At 59.7% G+C, this 25970-nt stretch carries 22 protein-coding genes and 2 tRNA genes; 14 read left to right on the forward strand and 10 right to left on the reverse strand.

Annotation, left to right across the window (positions count from 1 at the left end):
- Positions 1-156 precede the first annotated feature (156 nt).
- The 4 genes from IU367_RS06310 to IU367_RS06325 are packed head-to-tail and all read left to right on the forward strand — an operon-like array spanning position 157 to position 4843.
- Positions 157-999 (forward strand): AAA family ATPase, encoded by an 843-nt coding sequence (locus IU367_RS06310; RefSeq protein ID WP_274453731.1) that lies wholly within the window; start codon positions 157-159, stop codon positions 997-999.
- Complete coding sequence (locus tag IU367_RS06315; RefSeq protein ID WP_274453733.1) at positions 1000-2163, forward strand: vWA domain-containing protein; 1164 nt, start codon at positions 1000-1002, stop codon at positions 2161-2163.
- Between the two features lie 57 nt (positions 2164-2220).
- Positions 2221-3342 (forward strand): beta-ketoacyl-ACP synthase III, encoded by a 1122-nt coding sequence (locus tag IU367_RS06320; RefSeq protein ID WP_098983201.1) that lies wholly within the window; start codon positions 2221-2223, stop codon positions 3340-3342.
- A 55-nt stretch (positions 3343-3397) separates the two neighbouring features.
- Entirely contained in the window at positions 3398-4843 is a 1446-nt protein-coding gene (locus tag IU367_RS06325) for an HD domain-containing phosphohydrolase (protein ID WP_274453734.1), read from the forward strand.
- A 50-nt stretch (positions 4844-4893) separates the two neighbouring features.
- On the opposite strand, the gene tsaA is transcribed toward IU367_RS06325, so the two are convergent.
- Positions 4894-5598 carry a tRNA (N6-threonylcarbamoyladenosine(37)-N6)-methyltransferase TrmO gene (gene tsaA, locus IU367_RS06330; RefSeq protein WP_274453735.1) on the reverse strand — a complete coding sequence of 235 codons (705 nt, stop codon included), beginning with the start codon at positions 5596-5598 and terminating at the stop codon, positions 4894-4896.
- Positions 5599-5859: 261 nt separating this feature from the next.
- Here tsaA and IU367_RS06335 point away from each other — a divergent pair, with 261 nt between their 5' ends.
- On the forward strand, positions 5860-6852 hold the full coding sequence (locus tag IU367_RS06335; protein ID WP_274453736.1) for an NAD-dependent epimerase/dehydratase family protein: 993 nt from the start codon (positions 5860-5862) through the stop codon (positions 6850-6852).
- A gap of 89 nt (positions 6853-6941) precedes the next feature.
- Here the strand turns inward: IU367_RS06335 and IU367_RS06340 are convergent, their stop codons facing one another.
- From IU367_RS06340 to cydD, 4 genes are all read right to left on the reverse strand, one after another.
- Entirely contained in the window at positions 6942-7328 is a 387-nt protein-coding gene (locus tag IU367_RS06340) for a DUF488 domain-containing protein (protein WP_043137973.1), read from the reverse strand.
- Positions 7329-7335: 7 nt separating this feature from the next.
- Complete coding sequence (gene rcsF, locus IU367_RS06345) at positions 7336-7707, reverse strand: Rcs stress response system protein RcsF (protein ID WP_042871028.1); 372 nt, start codon at positions 7705-7707, stop codon at positions 7336-7338.
- Between the two features lie 609 nt (positions 7708-8316).
- On the reverse strand, positions 8317-10062 hold the full coding sequence (cydC, locus tag IU367_RS06350) for a heme ABC transporter ATP-binding protein/permease CydC (RefSeq protein ID WP_098983212.1): 1746 nt from the start codon (positions 10060-10062) through the stop codon (positions 8317-8319).
- A complete protein-coding gene (gene cydD, locus IU367_RS06355) occupies positions 10055-11824 on the reverse strand; it encodes a heme ABC transporter permease/ATP-binding protein CydD (protein WP_274453737.1) in 1770 nt (589 codons plus the stop codon). The genes cydC and cydD overlap by 8 nt, the downstream gene beginning before the upstream one ends.
- A gap of 201 nt (positions 11825-12025) precedes the next feature.
- Between cydD and IU367_RS06360 the strand changes: the two genes are divergently transcribed.
- A tRNA-Gly gene (locus IU367_RS06360) sits at positions 12026-12099 on the forward strand.
- Positions 12100-12194: 95 nt separating this feature from the next.
- Positions 12195-12269, forward strand: a tRNA-Gly gene (locus tag IU367_RS06365).
- A gap of 147 nt (positions 12270-12416) precedes the next feature.
- Here IU367_RS06365 and arcA read toward each other — a convergent pair.
- Positions 12417-13136 carry a two-component system response regulator ArcA gene (arcA, locus tag IU367_RS06370; protein WP_010633329.1) on the reverse strand — a complete coding sequence of 240 codons (720 nt, stop codon included), beginning with the start codon at positions 13134-13136 and terminating at the stop codon, positions 12417-12419.
- Positions 13137-13512: 376 nt separating this feature from the next.
- Between arcA and IU367_RS06375 the strand changes: the two genes are divergently transcribed.
- Together IU367_RS06375 and IU367_RS06380 are read left to right on the forward strand one after the other, a co-directional pair.
- The gene (locus IU367_RS06375; protein WP_098983218.1) at positions 13513-13929 is read left to right on the forward strand and encodes a DUF3293 domain-containing protein; all 417 of its coding nucleotides are present in this window, start codon (positions 13513-13515) and stop codon (positions 13927-13929) included.
- A gap of 42 nt (positions 13930-13971) precedes the next feature.
- The gene (locus IU367_RS06380; protein ID WP_098985066.1) at positions 13972-14451 is read left to right on the forward strand and encodes a putative 4-hydroxy-4-methyl-2-oxoglutarate aldolase; all 480 of its coding nucleotides are present in this window, start codon (positions 13972-13974) and stop codon (positions 14449-14451) included.
- 4 nt (positions 14452-14455) lie between these two features.
- On the opposite strand, the gene IU367_RS06385 is transcribed toward IU367_RS06380, so the two are convergent.
- Positions 14456-14932 carry a hypothetical protein gene (locus IU367_RS06385; RefSeq protein WP_042871036.1) on the reverse strand — a complete coding sequence of 159 codons (477 nt, stop codon included), beginning with the start codon at positions 14930-14932 and terminating at the stop codon, positions 14456-14458.
- Positions 14933-15104: 172 nt separating this feature from the next.
- Between IU367_RS06385 and IU367_RS06390 the strand changes: the two genes are divergently transcribed.
- Positions 15105-15503: an META domain-containing protein gene (locus IU367_RS06390; protein WP_042871037.1), complete on the forward strand. Its 399-nt coding sequence runs from the start codon at positions 15105-15107 to the stop codon at positions 15501-15503.
- Positions 15504-15652: 149 nt separating this feature from the next.
- Here IU367_RS06390 and aceK read toward each other — a convergent pair whose 3' ends face one another.
- Positions 15653-17380 carry a bifunctional isocitrate dehydrogenase kinase/phosphatase gene (gene aceK / locus IU367_RS06395; protein ID WP_098983220.1) on the reverse strand — a complete coding sequence of 576 codons (1728 nt, stop codon included), beginning with the start codon at positions 17378-17380 and terminating at the stop codon, positions 15653-15655.
- Positions 17381-17645: 265 nt separating this feature from the next.
- Between aceK and IU367_RS06400 the strand changes: the two genes are divergently transcribed.
- The 4 genes from IU367_RS06400 to thrC all read left to right on the forward strand — a co-directional run bounded on the left by IU367_RS06400 (position 17646) and on the right by thrC (position 23336).
- A complete protein-coding gene (locus IU367_RS06400; protein ID WP_274453738.1) occupies positions 17646-18338 on the forward strand; it encodes a tRNA/rRNA methyltransferase in 693 nt (230 codons plus the stop codon).
- A 258-nt stretch (positions 18339-18596) separates the two neighbouring features.
- Complete coding sequence (thrA, locus tag IU367_RS06405) at positions 18597-21056, forward strand: bifunctional aspartate kinase/homoserine dehydrogenase I (RefSeq protein WP_274453739.1); 2460 nt, start codon at positions 18597-18599, stop codon at positions 21054-21056.
- Between the two features lie 40 nt (positions 21057-21096).
- Positions 21097-22065: a homoserine kinase gene (gene thrB, locus IU367_RS06410; RefSeq protein WP_274454351.1), complete on the forward strand. Its 969-nt coding sequence runs from the start codon at positions 21097-21099 to the stop codon at positions 22063-22065.
- Positions 22062-23336, forward strand: a complete 1275-nt coding sequence (gene thrC / locus IU367_RS06415; protein ID WP_274453740.1) for a threonine synthase — start codon at positions 22062-22064, stop codon at positions 23334-23336. The genes thrB and thrC overlap by 4 nt, the downstream gene beginning before the upstream one ends.
- A 217-nt stretch (positions 23337-23553) precedes the next feature.
- Here the strand turns inward: thrC and IU367_RS06420 are convergent, their stop codons facing one another.
- Both IU367_RS06420 and IU367_RS06425 read right to left on the reverse strand, forming a co-directional pair.
- Positions 23554-25050, reverse strand: a complete 1497-nt coding sequence (locus tag IU367_RS06420; RefSeq protein WP_274453741.1) for an RNA-directed DNA polymerase — start codon at positions 25048-25050, stop codon at positions 23554-23556.
- A gap of 61 nt (positions 25051-25111) precedes the next feature.
- Positions 25112-25846, reverse strand: coding sequence for an NYN domain-containing protein (locus IU367_RS06425; protein WP_274453742.1), 735 nt, complete (start codon positions 25844-25846; stop codon positions 25112-25114).
- Between the last annotated feature and the right edge of the window lie 124 nt (positions 25847-25970).

Raw genomic sequence — 25970 nt, forward strand, 5'->3', positions numbered from 1 at the left:
TGTTTGTTACGGCGATGAAACAAGATTACCCTGTGGTTTCTGAATGAGAAGTGACGATTTGTTATAACAATATGTTATTACAAGATATAGAGCTTATTCTTTCTTACTGAGGCCTCGATCTCAAAAAGGTCTCTTGTCGTCAAAGGAATGGACGTTATGGGATTTGCAGGAAGCGATCGCTATCTCGCCTCAGAGGCGCTGAAGATGGCGGTCAATGCGGCAATAGTGCTGGAAAAACCGTTACTGATCAAAGGTGAACCCGGCACAGGCAAGACGGAGCTGGCCGAAGCGGTGGCCCGCCATCTGGGCACCGAGCTGATCGCCTGGCATATCAAATCCACCACCAAGGCCCAGCAGGGGCTGTATGAGTATGATGCTGTGGCGCGGCTGCGGGACTCCCAGCTCGGCGATCCGCGAGTGGGGGATATCAGCCACTACATTCGCCAGGGCAAGCTGTGGCAGGCCTTCACCGCCGAGCAGCGGCCCGTGCTGCTCATCGACGAAATCGACAAGGCGGACATCGAATTTCCCAACGACCTGCTGCTGGAGCTGGATCGGATGGAGTTCGACGTCTATGAGACCGGCGAGCGCATCAAGGCCCGCCAGCGCCCCGTGGTCATCATCACCTCCAACAATGAAAAAGAGCTGCCGGACGCCTTCCTGCGCCGCTGCTTCTTTCACTACATACGTTTCCCCGACAAGGCCGAGATGCAGGCCATCGTCAATCTGCACTATCCGAACCTGAAAGCGGCGCTGCTGGACGAAGCCATGGCGCTCTTCTTCGAGTTGCGCGATGTGGACGGGCTGCGCAAGAAGCCCTCCACCTCCGAGCTGCTGGACTGGATCCGGCTGCTGCTGGCCGACGACATCTCCCCCGAGGCGATGCGCACCCGTGAGCCTGGCAAGCTGGTGCCCGCCCTCTACGGCGCCCTGCTCAAGACAGAGCAGGACCTGCACCTGTTCGAAAAACTCGCCTTCCTGGCCCGACGCGGTAGCTGAATGCTGATCGACTTTTTCAGCCACCTGCGCCGTCACAAGCTGCCCTGCAGCCTGCGCGAATTGCTGGATCTGCACGGGGCCTTGTCGGCCGGGCTTGCCACGGTCGACATGAACGACTTCTACCAGATCTCCCGCTGTCTGCTGGTGAAAGACGAGGCCCATTACGATCGCTTCGATCGCGCCTTTGCCGAATATTACGACGGCCTGCAGGCCACTCCCCTGTTGCCCGAGAGCCTGCCGGATGAGTGGCTGCGCCAGGAGTTCGAGCGACTGCTGAGCCCCGAGGAGAAGGCATTGCTAACCTCCCTCGGCGGGCTCGACAAGTTGCTTGAAACCCTCAACCAGCGCTTGAGCGAACAGAAAGAGCGCCACGCCGGTGGCAACAAGTGGGTGGGTACGGGGGGCAGCAGCCCGTTCGGCCACGGCGGTTTTCACCCGGAAGGGATCCGCATGGGGGGAGAGGGCCAGCATGGCAAGGCGGCCAAGGTGTGGGAGGCGCGTCACTATCGCAACTTCAGCGACGACTCGCCGCTGGGGCAGCGTGCCATCCAGCTGGCGCTGCGCAAGCTCAGACGCTGGGTGCGCCAGGGCAACCCGGACGAGCTGGATCTCGACGGCACCATCCAGAGCACGGCCCGTCAGGGCTGGCTCGATGTGAAGCTGAGGCCGGAGCGCCACAACGGCGTCAAGCTGCTGGTGTTCTTCGATGTGGGGGGCTCCATGGATGCCCACGTGGCCGAGGTGCAGCGGCTCTTCTCGGCGCTGCGCCACGAGTTCAAGCATCTGGAGTACTTCTATTTTCACAACTGTCTCTACGACTTCGTCTGGCAGGACAACAACCGCCGGGCCGAGGAGCGTTTTGATACCTTGCGGCTGCTGCGCACCTACGGCAGCGACTACAGGGTGATCTTGGTGGGGGACGCCAAGATGGGCCCCTATGAGATCACCTGGCCCGGTGGCAGTGTCGAGTACTGGAACGAGGAGGCGGGTCAGGTGTGGCTCGCCCGCCTGCAGCAGCACTATGCCAAACTGGTGTGGCTCAACCCTGTCCCGCGCCGGGAGTGGCTCTGGCACCCCTCCATCAAGTTGATGAATGAACTTGTTGGCGGGCGCATGCATCCGCTGACTCTGGCCGGTCTCGCCGCGGCGATCGATCAGCTGTAATGACCTCTCTACCCTAAAAAGCCAACAAGCCGGGAACGAACCCGGCCAGGAGCAAAGATGACTTCTATCGTGATCAGTGGATCAGGCCTCTATACCCCGCCTTTTGCCGTCAGCAACGAAGCGCTGGTGGCCGCCTTCAACCAGTATGTGGATCTCTACAACGAGGAGAATGCCTCCGCCATCGATGCGGGCCAGCTGCCCGCCAAGCAGCACTCCAGCTGCGAGTTCATCGAGAAGGCCTCCGGCATCAAGAGCCGCTATCTGGTGAGCAAGGAAGGGGTGCTGGATCCGGACATCATGCAGCCGCTGATGGCAGAGCGCCCGGATGACAAACCCTCCATCATGGTGGAGATGGCGGTGGCCGCCGCCGAGCAGGCGCTGATCGCCGCTGGCCGCGAGCCGGGTGAGATCGATCTGGTCATAGTCGCCGCCTCCAACATGCCGCGCCCCTATCCGGCGCTCTCCATCGAGCTGCAGCACTACCTGGGAGCCGGTGGCATGGCGTTCGACATGAATGTGGCCTGCTCCTCCGCCACCTTCGGCATCAAGGCGGCAGCCGACATGCTGGCGGCCGGCAGCGCCAAACTGGCGCTGGTGGTGAACCCGGAGATCTGCTCCGGCCACCTCAATTTCAGGGACAGAGACAGCCACTTTATCTTCGGCGACGCCTGCACCGCCGTGCTGCTGGAGCGGGAGGCCGATTGCAAGGTGGCCAATCCCTGGCAACTGGTGGCCAGCAAGCTGGTGACCCAGTACTCCAACAACATTCGCAACAACTTCGGCTTCCTGAACCGGCTCAGCCCGCGCACCCGTTATGGCGATGACAAGCTGTTCTGCCAGCAGGGGCGCAAGGTGTTCAAGGAGGTGCTGCCGCTGGTGTGCGATCAGATAGCCAGCCAGCTCGACGAGCAGGGCTGGCCGGCGGATACCCTGAGCCGGCTCTGGCTGCATCAGGCCAACCTCACCATGAACCAGTTCATCGGCCGCAAGCTGCTGGGTCACGATGCCAGCCAGCAGGAGGCGCCGGTGATCCTCGACAGTTACGGCAACACCAGCTCGGCGGGTTCCATTATCGCGTTCCATCTGTACAATCGCGACCTTCCTGCGGGGGCCCGCGGCGTGCTCTGCTCGTTTGGCGCCGGCTATTCGATAGGGAGCCTGCTGCTGCGGCGCCTGTGAGGGGCGGGGGCATATCCCCGCCGTCATAACAATAAACAGCGGTCAGGGTGGAATCATGCAGAAAATCACGGGGCGCTGCGCCCTGCACTACGGGGTGACGCTGTCGCTCTTTTGCCTCTATGGGTTGCAGGTCTGTCCGTTTCTGGAGAGCCTGACCCTGCCCCAGCTGCTGGGGCCCACCCTGCTGGTCTTCGCCATCATGTTCGCCGTGCGCGATCGGGTGTTGCACCGGCTGGTGCTGCCCGGCAGCGGGCTCGGTGGCTTCGCGCTGGAGGTGGGCTTCTACCTGCTGGGGGCCCTGCTGCTCTCGGGCTACAACGGCCTCATGTATGACTTCCCGCTGGAGAGTCACCTCAAGATCCTGTTGGGGATGAGCACCCTGGGCTTTCTGGTGGCGGCGGATCTGTCGCTGGTGCGGGACTGGAACCTGGCCAAACTGCGGGAGCATCAGGGCTCGCTGGTGCTGACCCGGCCGCTGGCCATGCCGGTTTCCCGCAAGTTCTCCCTGTTTACCTTCACCACGCTCGCACTGCTGGGGGGCGTCTTCTTCCTGCTGTTCAACAAGGATCTGGAGTGGCTGGCGACGGTGGACAGAAGCCTGTCGCGGCTCGATGCCCAGCACTACATATTGCTGGAAATCGCCTTCGTGATGGCGGTGACCTTCTGTTACCTCTGGCTCATCATTCGTGGCTATGGCCGCAATCTGACCCTCTCCCTGATGCACCAGACGCGCACCATGGCACAGGTGCAGTGCGGCGATCTGGATGCGCGGGTGCCGGTGACCCGGGATGACGAATTCGGCCTGATCGCCGCCAGCACCAACCAGATGATCGGCGAGCTGAAGGCGCGCAGCGACGAGCTCAACCTGACCCGGGACGTGGCCATCCTCGGCCTCGCCTCGCTGGCGGAGACCCGGGACAACGAGACAGGCGCCCACATCATCCGCACCCAGCACTACGTCAAGGTGCTGGCCGAACACCTGAGCCGCCACGACGCCGAGCGTTATCCCCTCGATGACGCCACCATAGACCTGCTGTTCAAGTCGGCGCCGCTGCACGACGTGGGCAAGGTGGGCATTCCCGATGCGATCCTGCTCAAGCCGGGCAAGCTGACCGACGAAGAGTTCGCCATCATGAAGCGCCATCCCCAGATTGGGGCCGATGCGCTGGCCAGCGCCGAGGCCCAGCTCGGTTCCAACTCCTTCCTGCGACTGGCCCGCGAAATCTCCCTCACCCATCACGAGAAGTGGGATGGCAGCGGTTATCCGGCCGGCCTGATGGGGGAGGCGATCCCGCTCTCGGGCCGCTTGATGGCGGTGGCGGATGTCTACGATGCCCTCATCTCGAAACGGGTCTACAAGCCCGCCTTCACCCACGAAGAGGCGAAAGCCATCATAGTGCAGGGGCGCGGCAGCCATTTCGATCCCGGCATGGTCGATGCCTTCCTCGCCTGCGAGGGGGCCTTCAGGCAGATTGCCGCCGAGCACAGGGATCAGGAGTGATAAAAAAACCACCTTCGGGTGGTTTTTTTATTGCTCGCATCGCCTGGTGATCAGGCGGGTTCTATGGCCAGCACCAGGCAGTCGGGTTCGTTGATGTGAAAGCGCACGTTGAGATCGAACAGGCGTACCCCGTACTCCTTGTCGTCCGGCTTGCCCTTCTTGTAGGCGGGACGGGGATCCTGGGCCAGCACCTCGCTCACCAGCAGGCGCAGCTCGGGATGGGCCTTGAGCCAGGGTTGCAGCTGTTGCTCCGCCTCCGGGCTGAAACTGACCGCCAGCGGCGGGGTGGGGGCATCCGGGGCGAAGCCGCCACGGGCGTCCGGCAGGCTGTCGGCATAGGGGATGTAGGGCTTGATGTCGACTATGGGGGTGCCATCGAGCAGATCGACCGCGCCGAGTTCGAGCCACAGCTTGCCCCGCTCCCGACCCACCCCGTGCAGTTCGACCACCGACAGACCGAGTGGGTTGGGGCGGAAGGTGGAGCGGGTGGCAAAGACGCCGACCCGTTCGTTGCCGCCCAGGCGCGGCGGACGCACCGTCGGGTGCCAGCCTTGATCCATGGTCTGGTGAAACACGAAGCTGAGCCAGAGGTGGGAGAACTGCTCAATGCCGCGCAGCACGTCCGGTTGATCGTAAGGGGGCAGCAGCTCGAGGCGGGCACGGGCCGACTTGACCAGACCGGGCTGGCGGGGGATGGCGAACTTCTCCTTGTAGGGAGAGCGGATGATACCCAGGGTGTCGATTTCGAACTTCATGGCGGATCCTGACTGAAAACCCCGGCAATTTAGCACAGGCGGCGCCAAAACGCAGGCCTCGCTTCCCTTGCCTGACCGGGCTCCCTGCCTCCCTTTCCCAGACCCTTTTTCCTCATGCCTTGCCGTGATCACAGTCTCATCCCCGCGCCATGGAGGCTGTACCCCGCCACCAACTTGGGTAGGGTGGGGGCACTATGAATACCGGCATGCAAGGCGCGTCATACCCGAGACAGCCAATAGTGCCGGACAGGAGGGACATGGATGAAACTGCTGATCATCGGCGGCACAGGTTTTCTGGGCCGCCACCTCACCTCGCTGGCGCTGGATTGGGGCCACGAGGTGACCCTGTTCAATCGGGGTCATCGCCAGCACCCGGACTGGCGCGATCTGGTTCAGCTCACCGGTGACAGGGACAAGGATCTGCACGCCCTGCACGGGGAAGGGCCCGGCTGGGATCTGGCCATCGACACCTGCTGCTACCGGCCCGAGCAGGCGGCCAGCCTCTCGGCAGCCCTGCTCGGGCGCTGCGAGCGGCTGATCTTCATCTCCACCATCAGCGTCTATCGCGACTTCGCCCTGCGGGGGATGGATGAGTCGGCGCCGCTGCACGAGACAGGGGCCGGGGAGACGCCCACCGACTATGGCCCCCTGAAGGTGTTGTGCGAGGCCGAATATCGGGCCCGCTGGGGCGAGCGGCTCTGCATTCTGCGCCCCGGCGTGTTGTGCGGCCCCTATGATCCGACCGGCCGTCTGGCCTGGTGGGTGAAGCGGATACAGCAAGGGGGGCCCTGGCTGCTGCCGGGGGAGGGGCAGGATCAATTGCAATACCTGGACGTACGTGACTGCGCCGAGTTCGTGCTGCGCGCCGCCGAGCAGCAGCTGGGGGGCATCTTCAACCTGCTCAAGCCCGGCATAGCGCTGGTGGACTGGGTGGATCGCATAGCAGCCCGACTCGCGCCCGCCATGACGCCGCAACCCGAGTGGGTGCCCTGGCCCGCGCTGCTGGCGGCCGGTGTCGAGCCCTGGCAGAGCTACCCGACCCTGTTGCCCAACGAGTTGCCGGAGTATGCCGGCTATGGCCGCATCAGCGCCGAGGCGGCCATAGTACAGGGGCTCAACTTTCGGCCGCTGGAGGAGACGGTGGCCGATCTGGCCCAGTGGCTGGCGAAGAACGATCAGGCCCTGGTGGCCGGGATGACGGCCGAGCAGGAGCGGGCGCTGCAGCAAGTGTTGCGGGTGGGCAGTCTGCAATAGGGTCGGAGTGCCCCCATCCTGCCTTGATGGCCAGCATAGGAAAGAGGACGTCCTATGGGACGCCCTCTTTCATTCACCAGCGGTGCGGGTTAGCGCAGCCTGGCGCCGCACTGGATCAGCAGCTCTTTCAGCAGGGTGCGATGACAGCGCTCGGCCTGCTCACAGTAGCAACCCACCGACAGGTTGGTGGTGTGGGAGAGGGCGGCCAGCAGCGCCAGATCGTGGCGGGCGCAGGGGCTGGCCATCTCGGCCTTGTACTGCTTGCAGAAGGCCGCCCATTGGGCCGGCGTCTCGGCAGCCTGGCCCAGCTTCATGGTCTCGCTGCTGGGGGCCAGGTTGGGGAACCAGACGTCGTACCAATCCTGACTGGCAAATTCGCTCTTGGGCACGCCACGGGGCGGGCGCCGCACAGTGCCGATGCGCAGCCCCTCATCGGGGAGGCGGGGGCTGCCGAGCCGGACTATGGCCAGTGCCATTGGGTCTTTACTTCTCTTGCGCCACTTTCAGCGCCTGCCCGTAGCAGATCACCTGTTTCAGGCAGCCCGGGGTGTCGCTGAACTCGGCGCACTTGTCGAAGGTGACACCGTTGCCACCCATGTCGGCCACGCGGCGGCGCGCCAGGGTGCGGGCTTCACCTGCGTTGGGGATGGGCTGCTTGGCATCGCTCTGGCAGGATTCCCCCTCGACTGTGCCGAGGTAGAGGTAGTTGAGGTCAGCCAGCTGACCCTGCTCATAGATCTGGACGCCGCCCGGCTTGAAGTACTCGTCGAAATTTTCCTTGTCCAGGTTGCTGTTGAAAGAGAAGTCGGCGCAACCGGAGGCGATCAGGGGCATCATCAGGATAAGGCGTTTCATGTCGGTATCTTGTTGAACTGTGAGGGGGTCATTATAGGGGTCAGTCGCTGCCTGCGACCAGCCCCATTTTCAGCCATGGAGACGGGGTGTGACGGGGATCAGACAGGTTATTGCACGCTGATACCGGCTGCGGTAGTCATCATCGGCCGGCAACTCATGATGTGAGAAGGGCGCAGGTGCGCCCCTCTGCCGTGCTTGCGATCAGACCGGTGCCAGCCGCTGATGCAGACTGCGGTAGTAATCATCGGCCAGCAACTCGTGGTGTGAGAAGGGCGCAGGTGCGGCCCTCTGCCGTGCTTGCGATCAGGCCGGTGCCAGCCGTTGATGCAGGCTGCGATAGTCATCATCAGCCGGCAACTCATGATGTGAGAAGGGCGCAGGTGCGCCCCTCTGCCGAGCTTGCGATCAGGCCGGTGCCAGCCGTTGATGCAGGCTGCGGTAGTCATCATCAGCCGGCAACTCATGATGTGAGAAGGGCGCAGGTGCGCCCCTCTGCCGTGCTTGCGATCAGGCCGGTGCCAGCCGTTGATGCAGGCTGCGGTAGTAATCATCGGCCAGCAATTCATGATGTGAGAAGGGCGCAGGTGCGCCCCTCTGCCGTGCTTGCGATCATGCCGGTGCCAGCCGCTGATGCAGGCTGCGGTAGTAATCATCGGCCAGCAACTCGTGATGGGGAGCGCAGAGGCGGATCTGCCCCTCTTCCATCAGGGCAATACGGTCCATCTGTTCCAGCCCCAGCAGGCGGTGGGAGATGAGCAGCAAGGAGCGATCCGCCCCCAGTCTGAACAACAGGTCCATGATCTCCCGTTCGGTCTGGCTGTCGAGCCCCTCGGTCGGCTCATCCAGCAGCCAGAGCGGGGCATCGTGCAGCAGGGCGCGGGCGATGCCGATGCGGCGTCGCTCACCACCGGAGAGCGGACGACCGCCGTCTCCCAGCCAGGCGTTCAGTCCGCTGTCGCTGTGGCCGTTGTCATCCTCCAGCAGATTGGCCAGACCGACCTGGGTCAGCACCTCGGTCAACCGCTCGTCAGACGCCATCGGGGCCGCCAGCCTGAGGTTGTCGCGCAAGGTGGCGGCAAACAGGTGAACCCGCTGGCTCACCACCGACAGCGAGGCGCGCAGCGCCCCTTCGCTGTAGTCGGTGAGCGGCTTGCCATCGAGCAGGATCTTGCCCGCCTGCGGGCTCCACTCCCGGGTCAACAGCCCCATCAGGGTGGACTTGCCGCAACCTGTCTGGCCCAGCAGCGCCAGCTTCTCGCCCGCCTGCAGTTGCAGGGTGCAACCGCGCAGCACAGGATGCGGGTTGCCGGGATAGCCGAAATAGAGGTCGCTTATCTGCAGGGTGCCGACGCTGGCGTGTTGCTGCTCGGCTCCCCACTCGGGGGCCTTGGCCTCCTGCAGTATCTCGTTGAGACGGCGGGCCGAGGTGAGGCTGGTGGAGAGGTGCTGGAAGGCACCCGCCAGCGGCAGCAAGGCCTCGAAGCTCGCCAGGGTGGCAAACACCATCAGCGCCGTGATGGGATCCGGCCCGGCACCTGCCACACCGTGGCCGGCCAGCCAGAGCATCAGAGTCAGGGTCCAGCCGCTGAGCAGCTGCACCGAGAAGTTGGCAAGGCCGCTCACCCTGGCCATGCGGGCCTGGGCGGTCAGCAGCGCCTGTTCAGCCTGTTTCAGCTCGGTCAGCGCCTTGGGGGCGGCGGCAAACATCTGCAGCTCGGCCTGACCGTCCAGATAGTCCACCATGCGGGTACGCATGGCCGATTTCTCGGCGATCAGCCGACGACCGGGTTGGCGCCCGAGGAAGTAGAACACCAGCGGCAGGGCTATCATGCCAAACAGCAGTATGGCGCCCAGAGTCAGGGCGAGACGGCCGTCGAAGAAGGAGAGGAAGAACACCAGGCCGGCGCAGCTGAGCAGGGCCGCGCCTATGGGGGTGACCAGACGCAGATAGACGTGATCCATGGCGTCTATGTCGGCTACCAGCCGGTTGAGCAGATCCGCCTGGCGAAAGCCGGCCAGGGTGCCGGTGGAGAGCGGCGAGAGCTTTTGCCAGAACCAGACCCGCAACCGGGTCAGCACCCGGAAGGTGGCGTCGTGGCTCACCACTCGCTCGCCCCAGCGACCCGCGGTACGGATGATGGAGAAGAAACGTACCCCGCCAGCCGGAGTCATGTAGTTGAAGGTATCACGGCTGGCGACGGCCAGCCCAGCTACGGCGGCGGCGGAGAGGAACCAGCCGGAGAGCGACAGCAGTCCCATGCCGGCCACCAGGGTCACCAGGGCCAGCAGCAGGCCCAGCGAGAGGCTCAGCCAGTGCTGACGATAGAGGCGCAGAAACGGCAATAGATCAGTCATCGAGAGAATCCCCCGGGTGTTGGGACAAGAGGCGGGCGAATGGGCCCTGCGCCCTGCTCAGTTGCTGGAAGTTGCCTTGCTCCACCAGCTGGCCGCGCGCCAGCACCAGTATCTTGTCCATCTTGGTCAGTTGATCGATGCGGTGGGTGATCATCAGCAGGGTCTGGCCTGCCGCGGCCTGTTCGAGCGTGGTCATGATGGCGCGCTCCGAGTGGCGGTCCAGGCTGGCGGTGGGCTCATCCAGTACCATCAGCTGGGTGGATTTGAGCAGGGTACGGGCCAGGGCGAGGCGCTGGGCCTGACCGACCGAGAGGCCGCCGGCCTGATCCCCGACCGGATAGTCGAGCCTCTTCTCCATGGCAAATTCCCAGGCCTGTGCCCGTTTCAGGGTGGCTTCCAGCTCGGCATCGCTGGCTGACGGCTTGGCCAGCAGCAGGTTGTCGCGCAAGGAGGCGTGGAACAGCTGCGGGTTCTGGGAGAGCCAGCCCAGCTGCAGTCGCCACTGGCTCATGTCGAGGCTGGCCAGCTCCTGGCCGTTGACCTTGAGTTCACCACGATAGGGGGCAAAGCCGAGCAGGGCGTTGACCAGCGAGCTCTTGCCGGCGCCGCTGACACCGATGAGTGCCGTGCGTGAACCCGCCTCCAGGGTGAAGTCGATGGGGCCGACCAGCACCTTGCCTTCGGCACTCAGCACTTCAAGGTCTTTGGCTTCGACCTTGATGGGGGTGTCGGCATGGAAAGGAGCCTTGCCAGAGGCTGGCTCGCTCACGTCGGCCTCGAGGAATTCCAGCAACTGCTCGGCCGCGCCTATAGCCTGCGCCTTGGCGTGGTAGTGGGCGCCAAGCTCGCGCAGCGGGGCGTAGAACTCGGGGGCGAGGAAGAGCACGAACAGGCCGGTAAACAGGGTGACCTTGGTGCCATAGTGGCCGAAGTTCAGGTGATCTATGTAGGAGAAACCGAAGTAGACAGCCACCAGCGCCACCGAGATGGCGGCGAAGAATTCCAGCACGGCCGTGCTCAGGAAAGCGAGGCGCAGCACCTCCATGGTGCGTTCGCGAAAATCTTCCGAGGCATCGCGAATGGCATCCCCTTCCGCCTGGGTGCGCATGAAGAGCTGCAGGGTGCGCAGCCCCTTCAGGCGATCGAGGAAGTGGCCGGAGAGGCGTGCCAGCGCCTGGAAGTTGCGGCGGTTGGCATCGGCGGCGCCCACCCCCACCAGGATCATGAACAGCGGAATGAGGGGCGCAGTGCCCAGCAGGATCAGACCCGCCGCCCAGTTGACCGGGAACACGGCCACCAGGATCACCACGGGAATAAAGACGGCAATGGCCATCTGCGGCAGATAACGGGAGAAGAAATCCTGCATGTTTTCAATCTGTTCCAGCAGCAGGCTGGCCCAGCTGCCGGCCGGGCGTCGCTGGATATAGGCCGGGCCGAGCCGGCCGAGACGGGTAAGCACCAGCTCGCGAATGGCCTGGCGCACCGCGCTGCCCGCCTTGAAGCTGGTCACTTCACGGCCATAGGCCAGCGCGGCCTTGGTCAGGGTCACCAGCAGCAGGGTAATGAAGAGGGGAATGGATTGTTCCGGAGTGGCTCCCTCTATGATGAAGCCATGCAACAGGGTCGCCAGCAACCAGGCCTGTGCCACCATCAGTATGCCCTGACCCAGACCAAAGCCGATGGAGAGACCGATCCAGCGTCGGCCGTGGCTCGACTGGTTGCGCAACCAGCCATAGAGATGTTTCTGAGTTTTTTTGTCCATTACCACCATCCTCGCGTCGAGTGGCGCAAGACTATCCTCGGCCCCCGGCATTGGCAACCTTGTAAATTCCCGGTGTTGAAAATGTTTGATGGAAAAAACAGCTTGCTGCTCATTAGTTGGTCGAACAGCTTGATTTATGGTAAAAAACAGCACTGCGGTGATTGCGCTCGGCGGCAAAATGCATATAGTAGAGGCCCTGACGCGGGTGTAGTTCAATGGTAGAACGGTAGCTTCCCAAGCTGCATACGTGGGTTCGATTCCCATCACCCGCTCCACATTCTGATCCCCGGTAACCAAGCCGTCTTGTTATTAGCGCACTGCTTCTCGACGTTCGTTTGATGCCTGGTATCTGCTGCGATTTTGATGCCTAGCGGGCATCGTATAATGGCTATTACCTCAGCCTTCCAAGCTGATGATGCGGGTTCGATTCCCGCTGCCCGCTCCAGCTTTCATGCAAAAAGCCCACTCCTGCGAGTGGGCTTTTTGTTTTCTGGCTCATCGGGTGTTGCCCGCTGTGCTTGCCTCGATCGCCGTAAACGAAAGAGGCGCCAACGGCGCCTCTCTTACCACACTGGGATCCGACGAGCAGGGATTATTCCTGTTCCAGCTCACCACAGAAGCGGTAGCCTTCGCCATGTATGGTGGCGATGATCTCCGGGGTGTCATTGACGCTTTCGAAGTGCTTGCGAATACGGCGTATGGTGACATCCACGGTACGGTCGTGAGGCTTGAGCTCGCGGCCTGTCATCTTCTTGAGCAGCTCGGCACGGGTCTGGATCTGGCCCGGGTTTTCGCAGAAGTGCAGCATGGCACGGAATTCGGAGCGCGGCAGCTTGAACATGTCGCCAGCCGGGCTGACCAGTGCGCGGCTGTTGATGTCCAGTGCCCAGCCGTTGAACAGGTAACGTTCAACCAGCTTCTTCTCTTCGCCACCGGCGGCCACATTCATGGTGCGGCTCAGCAGGTTGCGGGCACGGATAGTCAGTTCACGGGGGTTGAACGGCTTGGTGATGTAATCATCGGCGCCGATTTCCAGACCCAGGATCTTGTCCACTTCATTGTCACGGCCGGTCAGGAACATCAGGGCTATGTTGTCATCTTCACGCAGCTCGCGTGCCAGCAGCAGGCCATTCTTGCCCGGCAGGTTGATGTCCATGATCACCAGATTGATGGTGTGGGCGGTCAGGGCTTGATGCATCTCGTCGCCATTGTTGGCTTCGAGCACTATGTAGCCTTCGGCCTCGAAGATGCTTTTCAGGGTATTGCGGGTGACCAGTTCGTCTTCGACGATCAGAATGTGTGGTGTTTGCATGAGTATTCCCAGATTCTTATCAGTTAGTTATCTAAATTTTAACACTCTTTGGCGTTACCCGACCGGTCCTGAAAATTTATTACGTCATCCTGGGTATGAATGTCAGGTCGGATTATCGCGAATTTGGCATCAGCGTTGGCAAACATCCCTGTGCCACACATAGGCTCTCAACAAGTCTGATCGAGAGAAGCCTGGAAAGGTAGTCCATTACAAAAGTGGCTGCATTTTATCAGTTAACAGGCGCATAACAACACTCTTTGCCGTCAGATAGCAACTTTTTAACTCTGGTTTGATATAGGTCAAACCCTGAGTTCACAGCATGATACTTGGGGTTGCCCCCATTTTCGCCCTTATAAAATGTAATGGAATGTAACATGTGGTTGACATGAATTTGTGGGAAAACTACAGAAAAATTTGTTTTATTGCACCCTTTGCGGCGCCGCAATGGCCCGCCTACGCCATAGTGACGGCCTGGAATCCGGCCAGTCGCGAGGTGGGAATGCGTCGTAATACCCGGCGCCAGCGGGCTCTCTGGCGGGTGATCGCGGCATCTCCCCGCATGATGGCCATGGGGCCCTGCTGGGGGAGCTCGCCCGATGAAAGTTGGCGTGAATCGTCGCTGTTGCTGGCTTCCTCCCGCGCTGAGGCCATCGATCTGGCAGCCCGTTTCGGCCAGAACGCCCTCTATTGGGTGGAGCGGGGGGAGCTCTGGTTGTTGCCGGTATTGATGAAAGGCATACCTCTCCATCTGGGCAGAATTGAATCCCACTGGATTGTCAGAGACCCGGCTTGATGAAAGAATGAGCGAATTCATGTCCATGGAAGGAAGCTTATGATGCTGGATCTACTGCCCGACCTCTGCGATCAACACGGCGATGCCCTGCAAGTGGCCGATCCGCTGTTCCACAATTTTGGTGGCAAGCCGCTGTTTTATGGCCAGGCGGTTACCCTCTCCTGCTATGAAGACAACAGCCTGGTGCGGGAGCTGGTCACTCGGCCCGGCCAGGGGCGGGTGATGGTGATCGATGGCGGTGGTTCGTTGCGCCGCGCCCTGCTCGGTGATCAGCTGGCCATCAAGGCGGCGGAGCAGGGATGGGAGGGGATCCTGATCCACGGCGCCGTACGCGACGTGGGCACCTTGGCGACGCTGGCGCTGGGGGTCAAGGCGCTGGCGGCCTGCCCGGTCAAGACCGAGAAGCGGGGTCAGGGTGAGCTGGATGCCGTGGTGTCGTTTGCCGGGATGACCATACATCCGGGTGACTACGTCTACGCCGACCTCAACGGCGTACTGGTGAGCGCCACCCGGCTCATCTGAGCGGTCAGAAGTTGAGGCCGACGCCTATGCTGAGGGACTGTTCCGTGCTGAAGGCGCTGACGCCATAGTTGGCCGTGATGGCCAGCTGCGGGGTGAGCAGCAGGCTGGTGTTGAGCTCCAGCAGTGTGCTGGCCTTGTTCACTTCCAGCTGCTTGAGCTGGCTGCCGATGTTCAGCGAGGGGGAGAGCTGATAACGCACCCCCGAGCTGATATTGAAGCCAGTCTGCTCGCTGTGGGTACCCACAGCCGGCCCGGCTTCCATGTAGAGGCTGACATCATCCTGTACCGGATACTGGTAGCCGGTGTTGATGAGCCAGAGATCGAAATTGTCGCTGTGATGGGACTGGCTGCCGAGCAGCACGCCGGAATAGCTTTTTACGTAGAGCTGGCTGTTTGCCTCGCTCTTGAGGAAATCCCAGTCGGCGGCCTGGGCACCGAGGCTGAGGCATGAAGCGAGTGCGATGATGAGTGGTTTGACCATTCTTTTCCCCTCCCTGGGTCCGGAACAGGAATACAAGCATGGCACATGCCAGCTGCTAGTAAAGGCAACCCAGATCACAATAAAACAGTTTTAATCTGCCGCCGACTCATGATAAACAGGCCACCATCATCACTTTCCTTCCCCTATTTCTCTCACATCAAGAGGTGAACCCATGAACAAGAAACTGACCCTGCTGGCCGCACTGGCACTGGGAGGCTGCGCCATGGCAACTGGTTCCAATCTGGCTCAACTGCAAGCCTCCACCTGGCAGCTGCAGGGGGCGAGCGGCGATACCTTCACCCTGCAGGTTGCGGGTGACAAGGTGGCGGGCAAGGGCGGCTGCAACCGCTATTTTGGCGGCATCACCCAGCAGGGTGACGGTGTATTGACGCTGGGGGCCATGGGCTCGACCCGCATGATGTGCATGGGCGATCTGGCCGGCAAGGAGATGCTCTATCTGCAGAAACTGGAGAAGGTGGCAACCTTCAAGGTCAGCGGCCAACAGCTGGTGCTGAGTGATGCCAACAAGGTGGCGCTGCTCACCTTCGATGCCATGCCGGCCGCCAAGTAACTGATATTCCTGTCAGAGGCTGTCGTAGCGCGAGCAGGCAGCCGCGATCAGCAAGGGACGCCGCGGCGTCCCTTTTTCAATGCCGTTTTGCGGCTTGTGCCAGCAAGCATCGCATCTTGAGTCACCGGCAAGGCGCCACGAGCTAATCCTCATCCCCCCCGCTGGAACTTGAAGCGCTTCTTGCGTCGATAGGGATAGACATCCTCGAACACCCCCACCTTGATGTTGCTCTGCAGCATCTTCCAGTAGTTGGCGTCGAACATCTCCTTGTGCAGCTGCATCATGATCTCCCGCACCTGGGGCTTTTGCAGCAGGAAGGTGGCGAACTCCTCGGGGAAGATGTCGTTGGGGGCCACCGAATACCAGGGCTCGGCGCTCCATTCATCTTCCGGGTAGCGCGGTGGCGGGATCTGGCGGAAGTTGCACTCCGTCATGTAGCAGATCTCGTCGTAGTCGTAGAAGACCACCCGGCCGTGGCGGGTGACGCCGAAGTTCTTGAACAGCATGTCGCCGGGGAAGATGTTGGCCGCCGCCAGCTGTTTGATGGCGTTGCCGTACTCCTCCAATGCGAGCCGGGTCTGCTGCTCGTCCGCCTTGTCCAGATAGAGGTTGAGCGGGATCATCTTGCGCTCTGTGTAGAGGTGCTTGATCACCAGCTTGTCGCTGGTGATGGTGAGCGCCGAGGGGGCCACCGTTTTCAGCTCGGTGAGCAGCTCGGGGGAGATGCGATCCAGGGGAAACTCGAAGTTGGTGAACTCCTGGGTGTCGGCCATGCGACCGACCCTATCGTGCTGCTTTACCAGCCGGTACTTGGCCTTCACCTGCTCGTGGCTCACGTCCTTGGGCGGGGTGAACTCGTCTTTTATCACCTTGAACACAACGTCATAGGAGGGGAGGGTGAACACGCTCATCACCATCCCCTTGATGCCGGGGGCTATGACGAACTGCTCCCGGCTCTGGGCCAGGTGCTGCTGATAGTGACGATAGAGTTCTGTCTTGCCGTGCTTCTGGCAGCCGATGGCGTTGTAGATCTCGTAATCGGGCTTGTGGGGCATGATCTGGCGCAGAAACACCACAAACAGCGCCGGCACGGGGGCGTAGACCATGAAGTAGGCGCGGGCGAAACCGAATACGATGGAAGCCAGCTCAGGCTCGAAGATGACGGTATCCACATAGATGCTCTGGCCTGTGCTGAGCAGCGGCAGAATGAAGGGGAATACCTGTCCCTTCACCCGAATAAGCCCCACCAGATAAGCCCCCTTGTTGCGGTAGAACACCTCCTTGAGCAGCTCGATGGCGAACGGCTCTTCATGCAGGATCTGCGGGCCGTTCTCGGCAAGATGGCGGTGGATGTCGACAATGTCGCGCTGCTTGTCCTCGTAGGGGAGGGTGAAGCTGTAATCCCCCAGCATCTGGCTCAGGGTCTGCGGCAGGTGGGCCAGATCGGTGCGATAGACCCGCAGCAGGGCGCTCAAGTCGGGATGCTCTCCCCGGCTGCGAAACGGGTGGATGTAGAGGTTCTCGTCGCGAATGTTGCGATGGCGGAAGATGCGGCGATAGACGGAGTTGAAGAAGGACTCCGCTACCTCGAAGTTGTCACAGCGGGGCAGCAGATCGCTGAAGGCGCCCTTTACCCGCTTGAGCAGCTCCTGAGTGGCGTGATGCTCCCCCATCATCTGCTTGATCAGGGCCGTGGTGGCGCCCACGTGGTGGTCGTAGAGGCGAATGCGCTCGCGCCCGGCGAGCTGCACTCCCAGCCAGTCGCTGTTCTCGAAGCGGCTCTTGCTGCCCTGGGTTATCTCGAGAAATCGGCTGTAAAACGACTCGAAGCGCTGCAAGATAGTCTCGGCGACGGCCTGTTCCAATGGCTGCTGCATCTCTCTCTTCCTTGTGATGTGTCGGCCGGTATGGCGGCTGAGTCCGGGGCTGGTCTGTCGTCCTGTCCTTGCCCTGCAAGCGCTCAATCCCTCGCGGCATTCATGCCGAGAATGGCTGGCTGTTTGTTCACACGTCTGGCCACTATGGCAACATTCAAACGTCTGTTCAAGTGGCAATTTCGGGGGATAAACGGTAGATTGCGCCCCTGTTTTGCCGACCATTTACCGCCTGTTCGAGCGGTCGGCCTGCCCAAGAGGAAACCCAATGAAACTCTATTTTGTGCTGGTGGCGCCTGCCCGGGCACCCAATGTCGGGGCCGCTGCCCGCGCCATGAAAACCATGGGCTTCGATGCCATGCGACTGGTGGCGAGCCGGGTACACGAAGAGGAGGAGGCGAGCTGGGTAGCCCACGGGGCGCAGGACATTTTGACCAACGCAGAGGCATTCGACACCCTGCCGGAGGCGCTTGCCGACATGGATCTGGTGATCGCCACCACGGCCCGTCAGCGCGGCCGCTATCAGCACTACCTCACCCCGGGGGAGATCCGCGAGCAGATCCGCGCCAAGCCCTCGCTCGGCAAGGTCGCCATCGTCTTTGGCTGCGAGGAGTCCGGCCTCTCCAATGAGCAGCTGGCCCACGCCGACCTGCTGAGCTACCTGCCGCTCAAGGTGAGCTACCCATCCCTGAACCTCGGGCAGGCGATCATGCTGTACGCCTACGAGCTGAGTCAGTTGCTCGATGAACCCGAGGTGCTAGCAGAAAATGTTGATAACGCCGGGCAGGTTCGTGTACTGAAACACAAAACAGCAGAAATTCTCGGTGAGCTCGGTGTTTCGCAGGATGAAAAACTGCATCAATGGGTGATGGACCGAGTGCCCATGCTGCCGCAGCGGGATTTGAATATGCTCCATCTGCTCTGCAAAGACCTCGCCCGCAAACTCGGCAAAGAGGTTTAGGTTGACAGCCTTGCTGTCGGCGCGGTATTGCTAAAAGCCAGCTTCGTTCAAGAGTGTTCGTCATGCAGTTATTCACCAACGTCATCACCACCACCATTATTACCGGTACCACCACAGGTGGCACTGGGGCCGGTTGATGCGCTGACGAACAAGCACAGAAATCAGAAAAGGCCCGTACCCACCCAGTACGGGCCTTTTTGTTGAGTTGTTTTTAGACCGTTTTCAGATCAATTTGCAGGGTTCACAGGGAGATAAGCGATGAGAGTGTTGAAGTTTGGCGGGTCGTCACTGGCCGACGCAGAGCGTTTTTTACGGGTAGCCGATATCGCGGTCAATACCCACGGCCAATCCCAGGTTGCCCTGGTGCTGTCAGCACCGGCCAAGGTGACCAATCACCTGGTCGCCCTGGTGGAGCAGACCAGTCGCGGCATGGATGCCAGTTCCACCCTGTTTGAAATCAACGGCATCTTCTCCCGCCTGCTGGCCGGCTTGAAGGCGGCCTATCCGGCGCTGGATGACAAGGCGCTGCAGGCGCGCCTGACCAGCGAACTGGATCAGGTGGAGCGGCTGATGCAGGGCATCCGCCTGCTCGGGCTCTGCCCGGACAACGTGCAGGCCCGCATCCTGAGCCGCGGCGAGAACCTCTCCATCGCCTTCATGCACGAGTTGCTGCGAGTGCGCGGCCTCGAGCTGGATATCATAGTACCGGAGCAACTGTTGGCCACCGACGGCGGCTACCTGGAAGCCCACGTCGACATCGAGGCCTCCCGCCTGCGCTTCGCCGCCAAGGGCCTGCGTTCCGATTGCCTCTACCTGATGCCGGGCTTCACCGGTGGCAGCGACAAGGGCGAAACCGTGTTGCTGGGCCGCAATGGGTCGGATTACTCCGCCGCCGTGCTGGCCGCCTGCGTCGATGCCGAGTGCTGCGAGATCTGGACCGACGTGGAAGGTTGCTACAATTGCGACCCGCGCCTGGTGCCGGATGCCTACCTGCTGAAAACCCTCTCCTATAAAGAGGCGATGGAGCTCTCGTATTTTGGCGCCAAGGTGCTGCACCCGAAAACCATAGCCCCCGTGGCCCAGTTCCACATTCCCTGCCTCATCAAGAACAGCTTCAACCCGCAGGGGCCGGGCACCTTGATTGGCGTCGAGCAGGGGGATGACGACCTGAAGGTGAAAGCCATCTCGGATCTCTCCGGCATGTGCATGTTCAACGTCTCCGGCCCCGGCATGAAGGGCATGGTCGGCATGGCCGGCCGCATCTTCTCCGCCGTCTCCCGCGCCGGGGTCAGTATCGTCCTCATCACCCAGTCATCCTCCGAGTACAGCGTCAGCTTCTGTATCCACAGCTATGACAGCGACAAGACCCGCAAGGTGCTGGAGCGCGAGTTCGAGCTGGAGTTCAAGAACCAGCTGCTGGATCCGCTGGAGATCATGAGCGATCTCGCCATCATCTCCCTGATCGGTGACGGCATGCGCACCAGCAAGGGGATGGCGGCGCGCTTCTTCACCTCGCTGGCGCAGGCCTCCATCAACATCGTCGCCATCGCACAAGGGTCGAGCGAGCGCTCCATCTCCGCCGTGGTGCGGGATCGCAAGGTGGCGGAAGCCATCAAGGCCTGCCACCAGAACTTCTTCGGCAGTCAGCAGTTCATCGACCTCTTCGTGGTCGGTGTCGGCGGCGTCGGCGCGGCCCTGGTGGATCAGATAGCCCGCCAGCAACCCGTGCTGGCCGAGCAGGGCACTGGCCTGCGGGTGGTCGGCATCGCCAACAGCCGTCAGATGGCGGTCAACAAGGATGGGCTGAACCTCGCCAACTGGCGTGAACAGCTGGTGGAGGCCCGTGACAGCTTCAGTCTGGAAGCGGTGCAAAAGCTGGTGGAAGAGAGCCACCTCATCAACCCGGTGATCGTGGATTGCACCTCCTCTGAGGCCGTCGCCGTCCAGTACGCTGACTTCCTGGCCGCCGGTTTCCACGTGGTCACCCCGAACAAGAAGGCCAATACCGGGTCGCTCGATTACTACAAGGCGCTACGTCGCACCGCTCGCCAGACTCGCCGCAAGTTCCTGTACGAGACCAACGTCGGCGCCGGCCTGCCGGTCATCGAGAACCTGCAAAACCTCATCAAGGCCGGCGACAAGCTGCGCGCCTTCGACGGCGTGCTGTCCGGTTCGCTCTCCTTTATCTTCGGCAAGCTGGACGAGGGTATGGCTTTCTCCGAGGCGACCAAGATTGCCCGCGGCAACGGCTTCACCGAGCCGGATCCCCGCGACGATCTCAACGGCATGGATGTGGCGCGCAAGCTGCTGATCTTGGCCCGCGAGGCCGGTATGGCGCTGGAGCTCTCCGATGTCGAGGTAGAGCAGGCACTGCCGCCGGGCTTTGATGTGAGCGACGATGTGGAAGCCTTCATGGCCCGCCTGCCGGAAGCTGACGGCTGGTTCCGCGACCAGTTCGCGGCAGCCCAGAGCGAGGGCAAGGTGCTGCGCTACGTGGGCTCCATCGAGGGTGGCAAGTGCAAGGTCGCCATCAAGGCGGTCGGCGCCGACGAGCCGCTGTTCAAGGTAAAAGACGGGGAGAACGCGCTCGCCTTCTTCTCCACCTACTACCAGCCGATCCCGCTGGTGCTGCGCGGCTATGGCGCCGGTACCGAAGTGACTGCCGCTGGCGTCTTCGCCGACGTGCTGCGCACCCAGAACTGGAAGCAGGAGTTGTAACATGAGTTCAGCGATGAACCCCGATTTTGAACAAGATGCCATGGCGCAGGGCGGCAGCGTGGTCGCCTATGCCCCGGCCTCCAGCGCCAACCTGAGCGTGGGATTCGATGTGTTGGGGGCGGCGCTCGCCCCCGTGGATGGCTCCCTGTTGGGGGATCGCGTCCAGGTGAAGGCGGCTGACGTGCCCTTTGCCCTCTCTTCCGTGGGCCGCTACGCCCACAAGCTGCCGGACGATCCGAAAAAGAACATCCTCCATGACTGCTGGCTCGCCTATGGCGAGGCGCTGGAGAAGCGTGGCCTTGGTCTCAAGCCCCTCGAAATGGTGCTGGAGAAGAACCTGCCGGTGGGCTCGGGCCTGGGCTCCAGCGCCTGCAGCGTGGTGGCGGCACTCGAAGGCCTCAACGCCTTCCACGGCGCGCCGCTCAATGAGCACGACCTGCTGCTGCTGATGGGGGAGATGGAAGGCAAGATCTCCGGCTCGGTCCACTACGACAACGTGGCCCCCTGCTATCTCGGCGGCATGCAGCTGGTGCTGGAAGAGCACGGCGTCATCAGCCAGGGCATTCCGGTGTTCGAGCAGTGGTACTGGGTGGTCTGCTATCCGGGCACAGTCGTCTCCACCGCCGCTGCCCGCGCCATACTGCCGGCTCAGTATCGCCGCCAAGACTGCCTCACCTATGGCCGCCGGCTGGCGGCGTTTGTGCACGCCAGCTACACAGGGCAGGAGGGGCTGGCCGCCAGCGTATTGAAAGACGTGATTGCCGAACCCTACCGCGCGGCGCTGATCGAAGGTTTCAACGAGGTGCGGGCCCAGGCGGCCCAGAACGGGGCGCTGGCCACCGGCATCTCGGGCTCGGGCCCCAGCGTCTTCGTGGTGATGAAGGATCTGGCCCAGGCCGAGCGCATGAAGGATTGGATGGATGCACATTTTGTGCAGAACGAAGATGGATTTGCCCGGGTCTGCAAACTGGACATGGCCGGGGCACGGGTAACAGGAAGCGAGCTATGAATCTTTACAATATCAAGGACAAGAGTGAACAGGTGAGCTTCGCGCAGGCGGTGCGTCAGGGGCTGGGCCGCGATCAGGGGCTCTTCTTCCCCGAGGTGATTGCACCGCTGGCCGATGTGGATGCCCTGCTGGACTTGCCGCTGGCCGAGCGCTCCGCGCGCATCATCAGCCACCTGCTGGGGGACGAGGTGCCTGCGGCCAAGGTGAGCGAGCTGATCGACGCCGCCTTCACCTTCCCGGCGCCCCTGGTGAAATTGAAAGACGGGACTTATGCCCTTGAGCTGTTCCACGGTCCGACCCTGGCGTTCAAGGACTTCGGCGGCCGCTTTATGGCACAGTGTCTGGCTGCGTTCAGAACCAACGACAAGATCACCATACTCACCGCTACCTCCGGTGACACAGGCGCCGCCGTGGCCCACGCCTTCTACGGGCTGGAGGGGATCGAGGTGGTGATCCTCTACCCCAAGGGCAAGATCAGCCCCCTGCAGGAGGCGCTGTTCTGCACCCTGGGCGGCAACATCCACACCATCGCCATCGACGGCGACTTCGACGCCTGTCAGGCGCTGGTGAAAGATGCGTTCGACGACGAGGAGTTGAAAAAGGCTATCGGCCTGAACTCCGCCAACTCCATCAATATCAGCCGCTTGCTGGCTCAGGTCTGCTACTACTTCGAGGCCTTGGCCCAGTTGCCGAAAGTGGATCGCGCCAAGGCGGTCATCAGCGTGCCGTCCGGCAACTTCGGCAACCTGACAGCGGGCCTGATTGCCAAGGCGCTGGGGCTGCCGGTGAAGCGCTTTATCGCCGCCACCAACGCCAACGATACGGTGCCGCGCTACCTCAAATCCGGCCAGTGGGAGCCGCACCAGACGGTCGCGACCCTCTCCAACGCCATGGACGTGAGCCGCCCCAACAACTGGCCTAGGGTAGAGGAGCTGTGCCGCCGCGAAGGCTGGGCGCTGGAAACCCTGGGCTCGGGCATGCGTGACGACGCCCAGACCCGCGATGCGTTGCAGCGCCTGCACCAGCTGGATTACCTGTGCGAGCCCCACGGCGCCATCGCCTGGGATCTGCTGGGCGAACAGCTGGCTGAGGACGAAGTGGGGGTCTTCCTCTGCACCGCTCATCCCGCCAAATTCAAAGAGTCGGTGGACGCGATCCTGGGGTTGGATGTGCCGCTGCCGGGGCCCCTGGCCAAGCACGCCGTGCTGCCGCTGCTGTCCCATAACCTGCCAGCCGAGTTTGCCCGGTTAAGGGCGTTTTTGGTGGGTTAAGTCGCTGAGCTGAGTGATATAACCGATAGAAATAAAAATCCCCCGGTAACGGGGGATTTTTTGTATTGACGTGAATTTAAGTTAGAACGGCTGTTGGTTTCCAACGTTCCGGAGTGGGGATTGAAAGGGAGTATTGGTTGGAATTATAGTGAGTTAAATCGTTAGCCAGTCAAGTCACGACTGGCTAAAAAGGTCGGTGACCTCGATTTTATCTCTGCTAGTAAGCCCAAGCATTCTGCTTGAATAATTCTATTTCCTGCGGCTCAATAACTTCCGTGGCTTCAGCCACAGAAGCCACTAAAATGTTTTTAACATCCATGGCATTTTTTAGTTTATCGCTTGCAATCCATCCACATGCCCACAAGTTAGGGGAATTACCATTTACTATTTGACATATAGGCTCATCACTATCGAAATGAATTCCTACAGCCTTCGGTTGGATTACTCGTTGCAGCCATATTTCAAGATAACCATTATATGGAACACGCTTCATTTTATCTCGAACCTTCTTCCATAACAGAGTCTTATTTTCGATAGATGATAAGGAAATTAGATGACTTAAAATGCCAGCAACTGCTGGAAATGTTGCTGGTGAAAGATTGGCGATGTCAGTTGCAATAGCTACTTGAACTTCGAGATCATCGGGACTTACCGTTTGCTTAGCGATACTGTTATGAAAATCACCCATAAGGCGCCTGAGTGCTCCACTATTTGGATATCGTTGACCGAAAGCATGGAGCCTCATTAACTGTTTTTGAATGGTTTTTGCATTTGTTGTTCCAAGATCTTGGAACTCAATGCCAGCGAGCTTATCAGGTTTGACAGAGCCTTCAACTATATTTCTGGAGGAAATAGTCTTTGATACTCCTAACTTCATTCCTACACTTCTTAATTTATCGCTTACAACCTTAAGAACAGCCTCTGCTCTTTCATCATTATTTGCAAAAATGCGATAGTCATCTCTATAGCGGAGAATTCGTATATCGGAACAATCACCCAGTTCTTCATCTATTAATTTGTCGACATACCCCAGTACGATCTCAGCAATAAAATCCATTAAAACAGAACCCTGAGCAATTCCATTTGTCTGCCCATAACGGCTAGATTGAATATGAAAATCTATTTTATTCCCGAGTAATTTTTTATTATTCTTGTTCTTTTTTGCTTCTTCAAGACCATGAATGGCCCAAGCAATGCTATGTGTGTACAACGAGCCATAGCAATCGGTGACATCAGTATGAAGAAGATGGCTAAATTCCAAAGAGTAAATTAAAGATCGTTGCTCAACGGCTTGCCACCAGCTCTTTATCTGAGTCGCAACGTCGGTCTGTTGGTCAACTGACATTACTGGTGCGCTGCAACAATCGACAATACCATCCTCAAATTCAGCAACACGGGACTGTATTAATTTCCAGTTATTTTCCTCACAAATAACGTTTACTAGCGAGACGTAGATTACTGGATGCATGAGCTCATAGGGCCGCCAAGCAAATCTACCATCTTTATTTGCAATGAAGTTGTAATTCACATCCGGATATTCAGCCGGATTACTAGCCTTGTATTGAGAGAAATTATTACCGCAGAGTACATCTGAAACTGCAGTTAATATTGGCTCAAAACTAATGTAGTTCGGCATGTCTCCATTAAAATAACTACTTCCTTTCAAGAAATGGCTTCTTGCTTCTTTATTAGACAGATCGATTATGCGTTTCATTCCCTTGAGACCTTTTCAATTATGCCAAATATTTTAAGAGAGCATATTCATTTAATGAATACTATATGTTAGATTTAAGTTTTACATGTATGTGGGAATGTTCCCCGCTAGAGTCATTCACTTCTTTTACCTCAATATATTTTTGTGACTTAACTAGCTCTCCAAGCTTATCAAAGCCAAAATTTCTTGCGTCGAATGATGGATGGTTTTGAGATATATATACACCAACACTAGCTAGCCTTGCCCATCCATCGTCTCTAATTTTTGCTTTAATAGCTTGAATCAATATGTCGGGCACCTTTATTCCATCTCCAACATTAACAATATTGTCAGGTGTTTTATCTAAAGGTCTTTGAGAGCTTAATATTTCTGTGTATATGAACTTATCACAGGCAGATACAAATGCACTTGGCGTCTTTTTTTCACCAAAGCCATAAACAGTTAAGCCTGATTCTCTAATGCGTGTAGCTAAACGGGTGAAGTCACTATCAGAAGATATTATGCAAAAGCCATCAAAGTTTTTTGTATGAAGCAGATCCATTGCTTCTATAATTAGTGAGGAATCAGTGGAGTTTTTCCCGCTCGTATAACTAAACTGTTGGATAGGCTGTATTGCATGCTTATGTAAATGTTCCTTCCATCCTTTTAAATTTGTAGTGGTCCAATCACCATATGCACGCTTTACACTCGCAACACCATATTTCGCTATTTCCGCAAGTAATTCTTTTATTAACGATGAAGTTGCATTGTCTGCATCTATTAAAACGGCTAGTTTTTTATTTTCTGATATACCCAAAGTTTTAATCCTATGTTTATTAATTTTGTATTTACTGGGCTCAATATGTCCTATTGAACCGTGAACCGTGAACCGTGAACCGTGAACCGTGAACCGTGAACCGTGAACCGTGAACCGGATGGTG

It is taken from the genome of Aeromonas bestiarum (assembly GCF_028751155.1).
Lineage (GTDB): Bacteria > Pseudomonadota > Gammaproteobacteria > Enterobacterales > Aeromonadaceae > Aeromonas > Aeromonas bestiarum.